The 15,006-nt window shown below is 54.6% G+C and carries 13 protein-coding genes and 1 riboswitch; of the genes, 5 read left to right on the forward strand and 8 right to left on the reverse strand.

Annotated elements, in window-relative coordinates; genetic code table 11:
* Nucleotides 1–130 precede the first annotated feature (130 nt).
* The 3 genes from JF44_RS0118670 to amaB all read left to right on the forward strand — a co-directional run bounded on the left by JF44_RS0118670 (nucleotide 131) and on the right by amaB (nucleotide 4,268).
* Complete coding sequence (locus JF44_RS0118670; RefSeq protein WP_033070418.1) at nucleotides 131–1,318, forward strand: NAD(P)/FAD-dependent oxidoreductase; 1,188 nt, start codon at nucleotides 131–133, stop codon at nucleotides 1,316–1,318.
* Nucleotides 1,319–1,390: 72 nt separating this feature from the next.
* Nucleotides 1,391–2,710 (forward strand): aspartate aminotransferase family protein, encoded by a 1,320-nt coding sequence (locus JF44_RS0118675; RefSeq protein WP_081944522.1) that lies wholly within the window; start codon nucleotides 1,391–1,393, stop codon nucleotides 2,708–2,710.
* A gap of 58 nt (nucleotides 2,711–2,768) precedes the next feature.
* Nucleotides 2,769–4,268 (forward strand): L-piperidine-6-carboxylate dehydrogenase, encoded by a 1,500-nt coding sequence (gene amaB, locus JF44_RS0118680; protein WP_033070419.1) that lies wholly within the window; start codon nucleotides 2,769–2,771, stop codon nucleotides 4,266–4,268.
* 353 nt (nucleotides 4,269–4,621) lie between these two features.
* On the opposite strand, the gene JF44_RS0118685 is transcribed toward amaB, so the two are convergent.
* From JF44_RS0118685 to JF44_RS0118705, 5 genes are all read right to left on the reverse strand, one after another.
* Nucleotides 4,622–5,227: a superoxide dismutase gene (locus tag JF44_RS0118685; protein ID WP_033070420.1), complete on the reverse strand. Its 606-nt coding sequence runs from the start codon at nucleotides 5,225–5,227 to the stop codon at nucleotides 4,622–4,624.
* A gap of 314 nt (nucleotides 5,228–5,541) precedes the next feature.
* Nucleotides 5,542–5,847: a hypothetical protein gene (locus tag JF44_RS0118690; protein ID WP_033070705.1), complete on the reverse strand. Its 306-nt coding sequence runs from the start codon at nucleotides 5,845–5,847 to the stop codon at nucleotides 5,542–5,544.
* Between the two features lie 202 nt (nucleotides 5,848–6,049).
* Nucleotides 6,050–6,682 (reverse strand): thiamine phosphate synthase, encoded by a 633-nt coding sequence (gene thiE / locus JF44_RS0118695; RefSeq protein ID WP_033070421.1) that lies wholly within the window; start codon nucleotides 6,680–6,682, stop codon nucleotides 6,050–6,052.
* Nucleotides 6,679–7,488 carry a hydroxyethylthiazole kinase gene (gene thiM / locus JF44_RS0118700; RefSeq protein WP_033070422.1) on the reverse strand — a complete coding sequence of 270 codons (810 nt, stop codon included), beginning with the start codon at nucleotides 7,486–7,488 and terminating at the stop codon, nucleotides 6,679–6,681. The genes thiE and thiM overlap by 4 nt, the downstream gene beginning before the upstream one ends.
* A 74-nt stretch (nucleotides 7,489–7,562) precedes the next feature.
* A riboswitch (TPP riboswitch) is annotated at nucleotides 7,563–7,679 on the reverse strand.
* A gap of 118 nt (nucleotides 7,680–7,797) precedes the next feature.
* The gene (locus tag JF44_RS0118705; protein ID WP_033070423.1) at nucleotides 7,798–10,161 is read right to left on the reverse strand and encodes a Tex family protein; all 2,364 of its coding nucleotides are present in this window, start codon (nucleotides 10,159–10,161) and stop codon (nucleotides 7,798–7,800) included.
* A gap of 233 nt (nucleotides 10,162–10,394) precedes the next feature.
* On the opposite strand from JF44_RS0118705, the gene JF44_RS0118710 reads away from it, so the two are divergent.
* Nucleotides 10,395–11,156, forward strand: a complete 762-nt coding sequence (locus JF44_RS0118710) for a class I SAM-dependent methyltransferase (protein WP_033070424.1) — start codon at nucleotides 10,395–10,397, stop codon at nucleotides 11,154–11,156.
* Between the two features lie 6 nt (nucleotides 11,157–11,162).
* Nucleotides 11,163–11,426, forward strand: coding sequence for a DUF1674 domain-containing protein (locus tag JF44_RS0118715; protein ID WP_033070425.1), 264 nt, complete (start codon nucleotides 11,163–11,165; stop codon nucleotides 11,424–11,426).
* 8 nt (nucleotides 11,427–11,434) lie between these two features.
* Here the strand turns inward: JF44_RS0118715 and JF44_RS20415 are convergent, their stop codons facing one another.
* From JF44_RS20415 to rpe, 3 genes are all read right to left on the reverse strand, one after another.
* Nucleotides 11,435–11,785, reverse strand: coding sequence for a hypothetical protein (locus tag JF44_RS20415; RefSeq protein ID WP_156111722.1), 351 nt, complete (start codon nucleotides 11,783–11,785; stop codon nucleotides 11,435–11,437).
* Nucleotides 11,782–14,094, reverse strand: coding sequence for an FdhF/YdeP family oxidoreductase (locus tag JF44_RS0118725; protein WP_033070426.1), 2,313 nt, complete (start codon nucleotides 14,092–14,094; stop codon nucleotides 11,782–11,784). The genes JF44_RS20415 and JF44_RS0118725 overlap by 4 nt, the downstream gene beginning before the upstream one ends.
* Before the next feature lie 177 nt (nucleotides 14,095–14,271).
* Nucleotides 14,272–14,937 (reverse strand): ribulose-phosphate 3-epimerase, encoded by a 666-nt coding sequence (gene rpe / locus JF44_RS0118730; protein WP_033070707.1) that lies wholly within the window; start codon nucleotides 14,935–14,937, stop codon nucleotides 14,272–14,274.
* Between the last annotated feature and the right edge of the window lie 69 nt (nucleotides 14,938–15,006).

The raw sequence follows: 15,006 nt of genomic DNA on the forward strand, positions 1-15,006 counted from the left end.
GTCGATACTTTGTAATGTTTTGGAAGGATGTCTTCCCGATATGCAGGTAACGGCGCCGCGTGCAAAGATAAAAAATGTCAGATGAAGACAATCAAAAAGGCTGAAAGACTGTATCGGGTAGAAGGCAAGCATGGCTTCAGTTGACGCAAATTATGATGTGATCATTGTCGGGGGTGCCGTGATTGGCAGCTCCATCGCATGGCATTTGACCGGGCGGGATGATTTCAAGGGCCGGGTTTTGGTAATCGAAAAGGATTCCAGTTATGAATTCTGTTCGACAGCGCTTTCAGCCGCATCGATCCGTCAGCAGTTCTCAACCCCGATCAATATTGAAATGTCGGCCTATGGCATTGATTTCCTGCGCAACCTGAAACGTGACCTGGACCCGGAAGTTGATATTGCCCTGCATGAAAAGGGCTATCTGATTCTTGCGACCGATCAGGGGCGCGATATCCTGCGTCAGAACCATGCGACGCAAACCGAATTTGGTGGCGATATCATCTGGATGGAGCCCGACGAACTGGCGGCCAAATATCCGTGGATGAACACATCCGATCTTGCAGCCGGATGTTGGGGCCGTACGGGAGAAGGCTGGTTTGATGCCTATTGTCTAATGCAGTCATTTCGCAAACAGGCGCGCCGCCGCGGTGCGGATTACATTGATGGCGAAGTGATCGAAGTCCTGCGCGATGGCGATCAGGTAAGCGGTGTGGTGCTTAAAGACGGCCGTCGTTTCGGTTGTGGTCAGCTTGTGAATGCCGCAGGCACGGGTGGATCCAAGATCGCGAGAATGGCGGGGCTGGAAATCCCGGTTGAGCCGCGCAAACGGTGTATTTTTGTGTTTAATTGCCGCGATGCCGACGACATCAACGCATCCTGCCCGATGCTAATTGACCCAAGTGGTCTTTATGTCCGCCCCGAAGGCGAGTTTTTCATCACCGGCATCGCCCCGCCCAAAGAGCGCGACACGGAATGCTGGGATTTCGATGTTGATCACAGCCTGTTTGACGACATCATCTGGCCGGGGCTGTACGAGCGCTGCGAACGGTTCGAAGCCATCAAGGTGGTGAACGCCTGGGCGGGGCATTATGCCTATAACCTGCTTGATCAGAACGCGATCCTTGGTCGTCATAGCGATGTTTCCAACTTCATCTTTGCCAACGGGTTTTCTGGTCATGGCCTGCAGCAAAGCCCGGCTGTCGGGCGCGGAATTGCCGAACTGGTGACCACCGGCGGATATGAAACCCTTGATCTGTCGGTATTTGGTTATGAACGCATCCGTGATCAGGCACCGGTTTTTGAACTGAATGTAATTTAATGCGGTTTCGTAACGATATCGCGAAATCAGATGCTTAAGACCCGTTTTAACCCATTGCCGGAGCAGGCCCCAATGCCCCGTGACGAAAATACCAAACCCGCCCAAGACAGCACCATGATTCGTGATCGTGCGGGTGTTTCAGTGTCTGCCGGGGTGCGCAGTTTGCATCCGGTTTATCTGGACCGGGCCTTGAATGCCCAGGCATGGGATGTGGATGGTACGCGCTACATCGATTTCATTGGCGGGATCGGGGTTTTGACTGTCGGGCATCGCAATCCAGTGGTGATGGAACGCGTCAGTGCACAGTGCGAACGCTTTACCCATAGCTGTTATAACGCGTTGCCCCATGAACCCTATATTGCGGTAACCGACTGGCTGGCTGCAAACTGCCCGATCGAAGGTCCGGCAAAATCGATGCTGACCAATTCTGGGGCGGAGGCGATGGAAAACGCCCTGAAACTGGCGCGTGCCTTTACCGGGCGCACGGGCGTGATTGCCTTTGAAGGCGCATTTCATGGCCGAACCCTTGCGACCCTGGCGCTCACGGGGAAAACCAAACCTTATAAAGCCGGGCTTGGGCCGTTGCCGGGGCCCGTGTGGCATCTGCCATATCCTTGCCCGGAAACAGGTGTATCAACCGATGAAGCGATGGATGCCATCGCCAAGCTGTTTGCCGTATCTGCCGATCCCGCATCGATCGGGGCGGTGGTGATTGAACCCATTCAGGGCGAAGGTGGTTTTCGTGCCTGCGACGGGGAGTTCATCCATGCCTTGCGGCAGCTCTGTGATGAAAACGGTATGGTCTTGATTGCCGATGAAATTCAGTCAGGCTTTGGTCGGACGGGCAAAATGTTTGCCATCGAACATGCTGGGGTTGCACCCGATATCCTTGTTATGGGCAAGGGCATTGGCGGTGGGTTTCCATTGGCCGCCATTACGGGGGCCGAAGATGTCATGAATGCGTTGGCGCCCGGTGGTCTTGGTGGGACTTATTCCGGTAACCCTGTGGCCTGTGCGGCAGCAACCGGGGTGTTTGAAGTCCTTGAGACTGATGGGGTTTTGGGTCGTGCCAACCAACTTGGCGAAAAATACGCCACCCATATCGCATGGCTGCGCGATCTGCCCGGCGGGCATGTGATCGGCAGGATGCGCGGGATCGGGGCGATGCGTGCTTTTGAATTGATTGCAGATGACGGCAAACCGTCGCCCAAACGTCTGCAAACCTTGTTGCAACTGGCCCGGAATGCCGGGCTATTGTTAATGCCAAGTGGTGAACACGCCAATGTCGTGCGCCTGCTGGCACCTTTGACCATTCCGTTTGATCAGGTCGATGAGGCCTTTGCCATCATCGCCAAGCTGCTGCCCAAGGTGGCCGAAACACAAGAACCGTAACTGAGATCGAATTTGCCGGTGGTGCGCGCCGGAACGTTAAAACGAAGGGAGTTTGACTGTGAGCTATAAATCCATTCTGACCGAACTTGGTCTGTCTGACGCAGAGATTACCAATGGCACGCTGAGTGTCCAGACGCCGGTTGACGGTTCGGAATTTGCAAGTGTTACCGAAACCACCCCGGCCGAGATGACCGATGTCATCGGCAATGCCAAAAAGGCCTTTGGCGCATGGCGTCAGGTTCCCGGTCCGCGTCGTGGCGAACTGGTGCGTCTGTTGGGTGAAGAACTACGTGCGGCAAAAGAACCGCTGGGCCGTTTGGTGTCGCTTGAATGCGGCAAGATCTATCAGGAAGGTCTGGGCGAAGTTCAGGAAATGATCGATATCTGCGACTTTGCCCTTGGCCTGTCGCGCCAGCTGTATGGTCTGACCATCGCGTCCGAACGTCCGGGCCACAAAATGATGGAAAACTGGCATCCGCTGGGTGTTGCGGGGTTGATCACCGCATTTAACTTCCCGGTGGCACCGTGGGCATGGAATACTGCCCTTGCACTGGCTTGCGGCAATGCCGTGATCTGGAAACCGTCGGAAAAAACCCCGGTCACGGCAATGGCATGCCAAAAGATCCTTGAAAAGGCGATTGCCAAATTCGGTGATGCCCCGGCCAACTTGCATCAGGTCGTTGTGGGGGATCGTGAAATCGGTGAAATCATGACCGACAGCCGTGACGTCGCCCTGATTTCGGCCACCGGTTCGACCCGTATGGGCCGTGAAGTTGCCCCGCGTGTGGCCCAGCGCTTTGGCCGCACCATTCTGGAACTTGGCGGCAACAACGCCATGATCGTTACTCCGTCGGCCGATCTTGATATGACCGTGCGGGCGGTTGTGTTCTCGGCTGTTGGGACCTGTGGTCAGCGGTGCACATCCTTGCGTCGCCTGATCGTTCACAAGGACGTCAAGGATCAGCTGCTGCCGAAAATCATCGCCGCTTACAAGTCGGTCAAGATCGGTGATCCGCTTGAAGATGGTGTTCTTGTCGGCCCACTGATTGATGAAGAAGCCTTCACCAACATGCAAACGGCCCTTGCCAATGCCAAGAAAGACGGTGGCACCGTGCATGGTGGCGAACGCACCCTGGAATCGGAATATCCAAACGCGTTCTATGTCACCCCGTCGGTGGTTGAAATGCCCGGTCAGACCGACACGGTAAAGCACGAAACCTTCGCGCCGATCCTGTATGTCATGACCTACGAGACGCTTGAAGAGGCCATCGCGCTCCAAAATGACGTTCCGCAGGGTCTGTCGTCCTGCATCTTCTCGACCGATCTGCGCGAAACCGAACTGTTCCTGTCGTCGGTTGGCTCCGATTGCGGGATTGCCAACGTCAATATCGGCCCGTCCGGCGCAGAAATCGGTGGTGCGTTTGGTGGTGAAAAAGAAACCGGTGGCGGTCGTGAATCCGGTTCGGACGCTTGGAAAGGCTACATGCGCCGCGCGACCAATACCATCAACTACTCCCGCGAGCTGCCATTGGCTCAGGGCATTAAATTCGATATCTGATCTCTCGTCCGATCAGGTTCAATGCCAAACCCCGCCGGTTCGCTGGCGGGGTTTTTTGTGATTTCCTGAGGCTGCGGTAGAATTTTCTTTTGCCATGAAAAAAATGGGGTAACGCAGTGGACAAAAACAAATTCTCGCCAGGTACGAACGGGAAGGGTCTGAAATGGTTTGAGCAGCTGATTGCGGGACGTTTACGGCGCATCTCCGATGGCAGTGCTAAGTTGATTTCGCATGAAGATGTCATGGAAATGTTTGACAGGCATTTTGCAAAAAATGGTGTCCAACGAACATGCCAAAAAAACGGCCCCCGAAGGAGCCGTTTTCTTGAATTTCATCTCAAAGCTTGGGCTTGATTAGCCAGCTTTGGAGAAGCGTTCTGCGACATATTCCCAGTTTACCAGGCTGTCGAGGAAGGCTTTGACATAGTCCGGGCGCGCGTTGCGGTAGTCGATGTAGTAGGAGTGTTCCCAAACATCGCAACCGAGCAGCGGGGTCTGACCGTGAACAAGCGGGTTTTCCGCGTTCGGGGTCTTGGTGACGACCAGTTTGCCGGATTTGTCCATAGCAAGCCAGCACCAGCCCGAACCGAACTGGGTTACACCTGCCTGAACGAAGGCTTCCTTGAAGGCATCGACAGAGCCGAAATCTTCAACGATTTTCTTTTCAAGTTCACCCGGGATGGCGCCACCGCCATTGCCCTTCATCATCTGCCAGAACTCGATGTGGTTCCAGTGCTGGGCAGCGTTGTTGAACAGGCCGGCTTTGGCCGGGTCACCATAGGAAGCAACAACGACTTCTTCGAGCGACTTGCCTTCAAGGCCCGAACCTTCGAGCAGCTTGTTGCCGTTCACAACGTATGCGTTGTGGTGCTTGTCATGGTGAAACTCAAGGGTTTCAGACGACATGACCGGTGCAAGTGCGTCATATGCATACGGAAGTGCTGGGAGTTCAAATGCCATGATACAGTTCCTCGACTTTCATTATTGGTCTGTGCGGTAACGCAACATATCCCTTTTTGCCGCTTTGGTGAAAGTGAAAATCCCGTGCAACCTGTTGGAAACCTTTGTTGCAGGGTCACAATCCGCGACCGGGAAGGATGCCTCTGGGCCTTAATCTAGGTCAGAGGCGCAATTATGCAATGCGTCGTTTGGCAATGCTTTATTGCCCAAACACACTTGAAGAACTTCCCAAAGATGAAAACGTTCCAGAAAAACCGCGAAGTTTTTGACCGGAAATGCGTTTCCTGCCTCGGGGAAGAAGGGGGTGTGCAAGGCTATTCCTTGTAAAGCCCGCTCATGTGCTTGATGTCGGTCCCGCTGCGGATCATGACGTCATATTCGCCCTTTGGCAGGGCGGAAAGATCAAGTTTGCACGGGAAGGTCCGGCAATCACGGTTAAGCGCAATTGTCCCATCCTGATAGGTCAGGATCACTTCACCAGTCGCTTTTTCAGACCGGATCGTGACACTGTCTGTGGTTGGCTTCGGGGCGATTCTGATCGCGGCCACGGCGGCTGTCGTTCCGGTCAGGATACAGATCAGGGCAATGGCAATCGGCTTGCTGCGCATAGATTTCAACATGATATCCCTCGCGCTTGTGAGCATCTTAGTCATGAAACCAAGATGCTCTCTGAAGCCGGAGAATTCGCGGCGCAATTGCGGCATTTCCGTGCTGTTTGCGCCGCTTTGCGCGGGGCAGCCATGCGCGCCGTAAATCATCCTGTCTTGCCAGTCACTTACGTGGGTAGGACACATTGATGCAAATTGAATGATCGAGGCGTTGTTATTTTACCAAGGCAATGGCGTCTGAAAGTTTGCGGCTGGCGGCTTCCGGATCGGGTTGTCCGCAGATTGCCGAGACAACGGCAATCCCGTTTGCACCTGCGCGAAAAACCGGTGTGACATGTTCGTGTTTGAGACCGCCAATCGCAACCGATGGTACCTCGACCATACCTACCAAATCCGCAAGGCCATCAAAGCCGATCGCGGGCTTATGATCGGGTTTTGTTGGTGTGGCAAAGATCGGGCCGATGCCGACATAGTCAACAATGGCGGGATCGACTTTGGCAGCGACGGCCTTGTCTTCAATCGACAGGCCGATGATCTTGTCACGCCCCAGACGTTCGCGCGCAGCCTGTGAGGGCAGGTCATCCTGCCCCACATGCAGGCCATGGGCCCCGATGGCAATTGCCGCGTCGATATCATCATTTACAATCAATGGCACCCCGGTACCGGCCATCACATCCATCAATTCGCGGCCAATGCGGATCAGGCCTTCGGTGCCCGCCCGCTTGTCACGCAATTGCACGATGGTTGCCCCACCGGCAATGGCCGCCATGGTGGTTTCAACCATGGAATGGGTGCGGCACAGGCCGGGGTCAAGAACCAGATAAAGCGACAGATCAAAGGACTTCATTGGGAGCTAATCCGAAGGTTCTTGGCAAAGGTTGTACCGTCAAGGTTATGCAGACCATCGACAAAGGCCGTCATGAAGGACGCCGGGCCGTTGGCAGATTTTGCCGCGAATTCGCCTGCAACCGAGAAATTGGCAAGGGCGGCAACCGTTGCCTCAAACACCTGATCCGGGGCAATGGCAACATAGGCCCCAACGAGTGCAGTTAGCGAACAGCCTGTTGCGGTGACTTTTGCCATCAGTTCAGAACCACCGGCAATACGCACCGATCGTTTGCCATCGGTGACGAAATCAACCTCGCCAGTAACGGCAACGACTGCGTTTTGTGCATTGGCAAGCGTGCGTGCGGCTTCTTCGGCCTGTTCGACCGGGTCGCCACTATCAACCCCTTGACCGGCACTTTGACCGCCACCAAGAGCAATGATTTCCGATGCGTTGCCGCGAATGACAGTTGGTTTGAGCGTCAAAAGTTCTGCCACGGTGTCGCGGCGATAGCCGGTGGCAAAATGGGCGACGGGATCAAGTACCCAAGGTTTTCCGGCATTATTGGCCGATTTGGCCGCCGCAATCATGCCATCAACCCAGTTGGGCGACAGTGTTCCGATATTGACCGTCAATGCCCCGGCAATCGCGGCAAATTCACCGGATTCTTCGGGGGTATGAACCATGGCGGGCGATGCGCCTGCTGCTAACAAAACGTTGGCGGCATAATTCATCGCCACATAATTGGTGATGCATTGCACCAGCGGATTGGTGGTGCGCATACGCTCGAAAAGGTCTGTGATGGTTTGGGAAATATCGTTCGTCATATCGAGGCTCCAATGCATTTGATGTGCGTGCGGTTGGAGACCCAGTTCGAAGTCGGAAAGATGGAGAACGTTGTGATCAGCGTTCGCACCGTCCCTACGCCAGTATGAACTGGATCAGGTTCAACGGGTCACTGCGCTGCTTTCACACGGCAGTTTCTCAGCCCCCTGTCGGGGCTCCCCTTGGTGAGGCCTCAACATGGGTTTTAAAGCGCCTTCTGTCAATTCATCCGGTTGCAATGACTGCGCAAAATAAAAACGGCGCGATTGTGTTTGCCAATCCCGCCGTTTTGTTTGTGTTTTGTGGTGTCGTTACTTGCGCCGCTCCATCGCGGCCTTAAGGGCAGCGGCCATGGTGCCACCATCACCGCCGGAATTGCCGCCCGCATTCGCACGCCCACCACCCTGCGGACGGCTGCCTGATGAATGCTGCGCACGGTTGCCACCGCGTGGCGCGGCGCCGCGATTGTCCGCACGCTTTTCGCGCGTGCCTTCGTAATCTGGTGCTGATTTCATCGAAAGTCCGATGCGCTTGCGCGGGGCATCGACTTCCATCACCGTGACCGAGACAATCTGACCGGCCTTGACCACCTGACGGGGGTCCTCGACGAACTTGTCAGCCAGTTGGGAAATATGGACAAGGCCATCCTGATGCACGCCGATATCCACAAATGCGCCGAAATTGGTCACGTTGGTGACCGTACCCTCAAGCTTCATGCCGGTGCGCAGGTCCTTGATCTCGTTGACACCTTCGGTGAACTTGGCGGTCTTGAATTCCGGGCGCGGGTCACGGCCGGGCTTATCAAGTTCGGCGATGATGTCGCGGATCGTGGGAACGCCAAATTTCTCATCGGCGAAATCTTCGGCCCGAAGCGTTTTGATAAAGGCCGAATCGCCAATCAAATCTGCCAGCGGCTTGGCGGCCTTGGCACTGATCTTTTCGACCAGCGGATAGGCTTCGGGGTGAACGGCTGATGCATCAAGCGGGTTGGTCGCCCCGCGAATACGCAAGAATCCCGCACATTGTTCAAACGCCTTTGGTCCCAGACGTTCGACCTTTTTCAGATCGGCACGTGACTGAAACGCACCGTTGGAGTCGCGATAGCCGACAATATTACGTGCCAGCGTTTCGGTCAGGCCGGCCACACGGGTCAGAAGCGGGATCGATGCGGTATTAAGATCCACCCCGACCCCGTTCACGCAATCCTCGACCACGGCATCAAGGGATCGGGCCAGCTTGGTTTCCGATACATCGTGCTGATACTGCCCGACACCGATGGATTTCGGTTCGATCTTGACCAATTCCGCCAACGGGTCCTGCAAACGGCGCGCAATCGATGCAGCCCCACGCAGTGACACATCAAGGTCAGGGAATTCTTCGGCGGCAAATTGCGATGCGGAATAAACCGATGCGCCCGCCTCATTGACGATGACCTTGGTGGCCTTGAGTGCCGGGAAGCGTTTAAGCATCTGACCAGCCAATTCGTCGGTTTCACGTGAAAAGGTCCCGTTACCGATCGCGATCAGTTCGATGTTATGGCGCGATGCAAGGGCGGCCATGGTGTTGATCGCACCTTCGACGTCATTGCGCGGTTGGAAGGGGTAAACCGTCGCGGTATCGACCAGCTTGCCAGTCGCATCGACAACTGCGACCTTCACGCCCGTGCGTACCCCCGGATCAAGCCCCATGGTGGCCTTTTGTCCTGCCGGTGCAGCGAGCAGAAGGTCCTTGATGTTATCGGCAAAGACCTGGATAGCGCCTTCTTCGGCGGAATCACGCAGTGTGCCAAACAGATCAAGCTCAATCGACAGCGACAATTTGACCCGCCAAGTCCAGCGCACGGTATCAAGCAGCCATTTATCGGCAGCGCGGCCCTTGTCAGATATACCGACATGGGCGGCAATCATGATTTCGGCCCGGCCCGGCTGGCTACGCGGACGGTCTTCATCTTCTTTGCCAAGTGTCAGTTTCAGTTGCAGGATGTCTTCGTTGCGGCCACGGAAAAGGGCCAGCGCACGGTGTGACGGGCAGGATTTGATTTTTTCGGAATGCTCGAAATAATCCGAGAATTTCGCACCTTCGGCCTGCTTGCCTTCGATCACGGATGCGGTGATTTCGCCTTCGTTCCATAAATGATCACGCAGCTTGGCAACAAGATCGGCATCCTCGGCAAAGCGTTCCATCAGAATCTGGCGTGCGCCATCAAGGGCAGCTTTGGTGTCTTCGATACCTTTTTCGGTATCGACAAATTTGGTGGCCTCGGTTTCCGGATCAAGCGTCGGGTCGTTAAACAGGCTATCTGCCAGCGGCTCCAGCCCGGCTTCGCGGGCAATCTGGGCCTTGGTGCGGCGCTTTTTCTTATAGGGAAGGTACAAATCTTCCAGGCGAGTTTTGGTGTCTGCCTCGTTGATTGCGGCTTCAAGTTCCGCGGTGAGCTTTTCCTGTTCGCGGATGCTTTCAAGGACCGATGTGCGGCGCTCTTCAAGCTCGGTCAGATAGCGCAGGCGTTCTTCCAGCGTACGAAGTTGCGTGTCATCAAGCCCACCGGTTTTCTCTTTGCGGTAACGGGCGATGAACGGAACGGTGGAGCCTTCATTAAGCATCTCAATGGTGGCAATGACCTGTTCCGGACGAACCGAAAGTTCTTCGGCGATACGCTGGGGAATTGGACGCATGGTTTCTCCTTGTTTTGCTCGTCTGCCTGAAATAGCGGCTTTACGCGCAATCGGAAAGGGCCAGTTTTTCTAAAAAATCAATCGTCATGCTGATTTGAATTTCATCTTTGATTCCAAGGGGCTGAAAACCAACATGTTTGTCTGTGTAAAGCCCTTCAGCACGGGGCTTGCCGATTTTGTGCTATGGCGCTATTTCTGTGGCAACGCATATAGGCGACAATCAGGTGAAGTTAATGTCCGGCGCTGAGAACTACAAAAACGTATATGACGATGATTTCTTCGCCTACACGTCGGGGATTTCCTGGAAGTCGGCTCAAAAGGTTGTGCCGGTGTTCAAGGAGATACTCCCATTTTGTCGCAGCGTTGCTGATTTTGGCTGCGCGGAGGGTGTCTGGCTAAAGTGCTGGATTGAAAATGGCGTTGACGACGTGGTCGGTATTGATGGGGCTTATGTCAATACAGATGCTCTTCACATTCCCAAAGATCGCTTTTTTGCGCGCAACCTCGATACACCGGTCGATTTGGGCCGGACGTTTGATGTTGCCTGCAGTCTTGAGGTTGCTGAACACCTGTGCCCTGAAAGTTCGCGAGAATTTGTACAATCATTGACGCGGCATTCCGACTTTGTGATTTTTTCGGCGGCTCCTCCGGGGCAGGGCGGCGAGTTTCATATGAACGAGCGTGAATATGATGAATGGCGCGCATTTTTTGCGGAGCAGGGCTACGAGGCCTATGATTGCGTTCGCTCAAAATTGCGAGATTATCACGATGTTTCATTCTGGTATCGCTACAATGTCATTCTATACGTGAGGAAAACTGCTGCCGATCAGTTGCCAGACACCATTCAGGCAACCAAGGTTGCAAGCGATGCGAAAATTCCCGATATTGCCCCGCCGCTTTTTAAGCTCAGGAAGTCTATTGTGAAAAAGCTGCCGTATGGTGTGCAGAACAAATTGGCTGCGTTAAACTCCAAACTCCGAAGTATTGCAGGATAGGCAAAGATGGCTGGAAAGTTCCGCGAGACCGTCATTCACGAAGTCCCCAAGGAAAAGGCAGAACCGCAAACCGATGCAAATGGGGCATCTGACGAGGTTGCAGGTGCCGATGCCGCGCCCAAGCTGTCTCAGGATGCGATCAATGCGCTGAACGAAGCCAAGGCCGCAAAGGAAGCAGCAGCCAAAGCACGTGAAATCGGCGGCCCCAAAGGCCCGGAACCGACCCGTTTTGGCGATTGGGAAAACAAGGGCCGTTGCATCGATTTTTGATGCAACTTTTAATCGGCGCGACGGTGGGGCAGGCGTTCTGCCTTGCCAATATTCAGATTTTTGTCCCCGGGTACGTAGTGGGTGCGCAACGTGCGCGCATCGCGCTGGGTGAGGGTCAACAGATCGGTTGATTGCAAAAGCGCATTAAGTTCCCGCAAGACAATTGCGTGCGCCATCCCGAAATGCCGGGAAAATGTGCGGCTGTCACGGGCAATATTTTGATCTGCAGCGACAATAATACCTGCTTGAACCGCGGTGAGTTCCGGGTGGATCACCATCAGGCGGTCCACCAGATGCAGAAATGTTGATGCATCTGGCGAAAGATCGTCAGTCTTGCGATTTTGGGGATTGTTGTTCAAACCCGGTTTTCCTGGCGGAACGAAACCATTACCGATTTAGATGTCGGTGTATCGCTTTGCTCGCCGGCACTGCCAAGCGGCACCAGAACATTAAGTTCCGGATAATAGCCAGCCACACTGCCACGCGGAATATCATAGGAGACGAAGCGGAATTCATTAGCAATCCGTTCGATCCCGTCATCATATTCGCAAATAACATCCACGCGATCCCCCGCCTTCGCTCCAAGGGTCGCAAGATCATCGGGGTGAATGAAAATGACCTTTCGTTCGCCGTAAACCCCGCGATAGCGATCATCAAGACCGTAAACGGTTGTGTTGTACTGATCGTGTGATCGGAATGTCTGCAAGGCAAACCGGGAGTGTGTGCCGGATGTGGATTGGTTCTGGCGTGCCTGTTGATGCACCGTTTGTTTTGGAAGGGGCGCGTCGGAAAATGTCGCCTTGCCGGACAGTGTATTCCATTCCCGATGTGCGGCGTCGTTGCGCAGATGGAAGCCACGCGGCTTGCGCAGACGGGTATTATAATTGGCAAAGCCCGGAACGGTCGCTTCGATATGATTGCGGATCAGTTCGTAATCATCTGCAAGGGCGGCCCAGGAAACGATATCACTGCCGACCGTGGCGTCGGCAATTCCGGCAATGATACCGACTTCGGATAAAAGATGCGGCGATGCCGGGCGGTTGATGCCAGCCGATCCGTGCACCATGCTCATGGAATCTTCTACGCTGACCACTTGTGACTGTCCGTGGGAATTAAGGTCAATCTCGGTCCGGCCGAGACAAGGCAGGATAAAGGCCGTTTCACCGGGCATAAGGTGCGAATGGTTGGGCTTGGTCGCGATGTGAACTGTCAGCTTAAGGTTCTTCATTGCCTTTTCGACAAGTGCGCTATCGGGCGTTGCACGGGCGAAATTGCCGCCCAGTCCGATAAAGGCCTTGGCACTGCCATCAAGCATCGCCCCGATTGCGCCCAGAACATTGTGGCCTGGCTTGCGCGGGGCCGTGAAGCCGAATTCCTTTTCCAAAGCATCAAGGAAAGCTTTGGACGGTTGTTCATTAATCCCGACGGTGCGATCGCCCTGCACATTGGAATGTCCGCGTACCGGGCACAAACCGGCACCGGGTCGCCCGATATTGCCGCGCAGGAACATGAAATTGGCGATTTCGCGGATGGTCGGTACAGAATGAAGATGCTGGGTAATGCCCATCGCCCACGTACAAATGACACGTTCGGCAGACAAATAGACATTTGCGGCCTGTTCGATTTCCTGTCGGGTTAGGCCGGACTGGTCTTCAATTTCCGACCAGCTGGTGGCATCGACCACGGCGCGGTATTGGGTCAGTCCATCGCAATGTTTTTCAAGGAAGTCATGGTCAAGAACCGATGGCTGCCCATTGGACAGTGCCGCGTCATCGGCGGCAAAGACCACTTTGCTCATGCCGCGGATGGCGGCCATATCGCCGCCCAGGCAAGGCTGGAAATAGTGGCTGGCGATTTCGGTGGATCCGCCTTGCAGCATTTCAAGTTTTTCCTGGGGATCGGAAAAACGTTCAAGCCCGCGTTCCTTGACCGGGTTGAAGACAACGATTTTGGCACCTCGAAGTGCCGCGCGGCGCAAATCACCCAGCATCCGGGGATGGTTGGTGCCCGGGTTCTGCCCCAGGACGAAAATGGCATCGGCCTTTTCGAAATCTTCCAGTAGAACCGTACCCTTGCCAACACCGATGGACTGTCGCAGACCAACGCCACTGGCTTCGTGGCACATGTTTGAACAATCAGGGAAATTGTTCGTGCCAAAAATACGGACAAACAACTGATAAAGGTAGGCGGCCTCGTTGCTGGCGCGGCCCGATGTATAAAATTCGGCCTCGTCGGGGGTATTTAGCCCCGCAAGGATGTTACCGATTTCGGCAAAAGCATCTTCCCACGCAACCGGCTGATAGGTGTCGCTTTGCCGGTCATAGCGCATCGGATGGGTGATGCGGCCGTTCAATTCCAGCTCGTAATCGCTAAGCTTGGCAAGTTCGTCGACGGTGTTATTGGCGAAAAAGGCGGGGGTCGCACGTTTTTCGGTCGCTTCCCAGGAAACGGCTTTGACGCCGTTTTCACAGAATTCGAATGATGATCCGTGCTCGGGATCGCCCCATGCGCAACCCGGGCAGTCAAAACCGTCAGGCTGGTTTGCCTTAAGCATCGTACGTGCACCGCTCAGGGGGCTGCCGCTTTGCAGCAATTGTTTGCCGCAACTTTTCAGCGCACCCCAGCCACCGGCGGCTGACGATTTTTTTCCGATGAAATGTTTGTTCATGCAGGCATCTATTTGCCAGAACCGAAATTAGGTCAAGTATGCATACCTAATGAGGCGATAGAAAAAATTTATCAAACAGTTCCGGCAATGGTTTGAATGTGTTCAAAATGCAATCGGGGTCGGAACCGTGTGATGGTTCCGACCCCGATAAATCTTTGATGCTACTTTGAAAGCAGATTATGCGCCGCGAATGGCCTTGATGTTGTTGGCATATTCGCCCGGACCGCCTTTGAAGGTGGCGGAACCGGCAACCAGAACATTGGCACCGGCTTCGATCACCTGCGGGGCGATTTCCGGGTTTACGCCGCCATCGACTTCAAGATCGATATCGCGCCCCGTAGCGTCGATCATTTTGCGGATACGTTTGATTTTCTCAAGCTGGCTTGGAATGAATTTCTGGCCACCAAAGCCCGGGTTCACGGTCATGACCAGAACCAGATCGACCATGTCCATGACATATTCAATGACACTTTCCGGGGTTGATGGGTTCAGCGACACGCCAGCCTTTTTGCCAAGCGACTTGATCAGTTGCAACGAGCGATGCAGGTGCGGACCAGCTTCGGCATGGATGGTGATGATATCCGAACCGGCATTGGCAAAGGCCTCGATATAAGGATCGACGGGCGCAATCATCAGATGGACGTCAAACACCTTGTCGCTATGCGGGCGGAGCGCCTTTACCACATCCGGGCCGATGGTGATGTTGGGTACATAATGGCCGTCCATCACATCAATGTGGATATAGTCAGCGCCGGCTGCGTCAACAGCGCGGACATCAACGCCAAGCTGGGCGAAATCGGCCGAAAGGATCGAAGGTGCGATTTTAATGTTCGACGTGGTCATGCTCATCGGTCCTGAAGCAATGCGGGATACGGGAAATTTGCAGCTCTCATAGCGCAAAATGCCCACCCT

It is taken from the genome of Thalassospira australica (genome assembly GCF_000763295.1).
Lineage (GTDB): Bacteria > Pseudomonadota > Alphaproteobacteria > Rhodospirillales > Thalassospiraceae > Thalassospira > Thalassospira australica.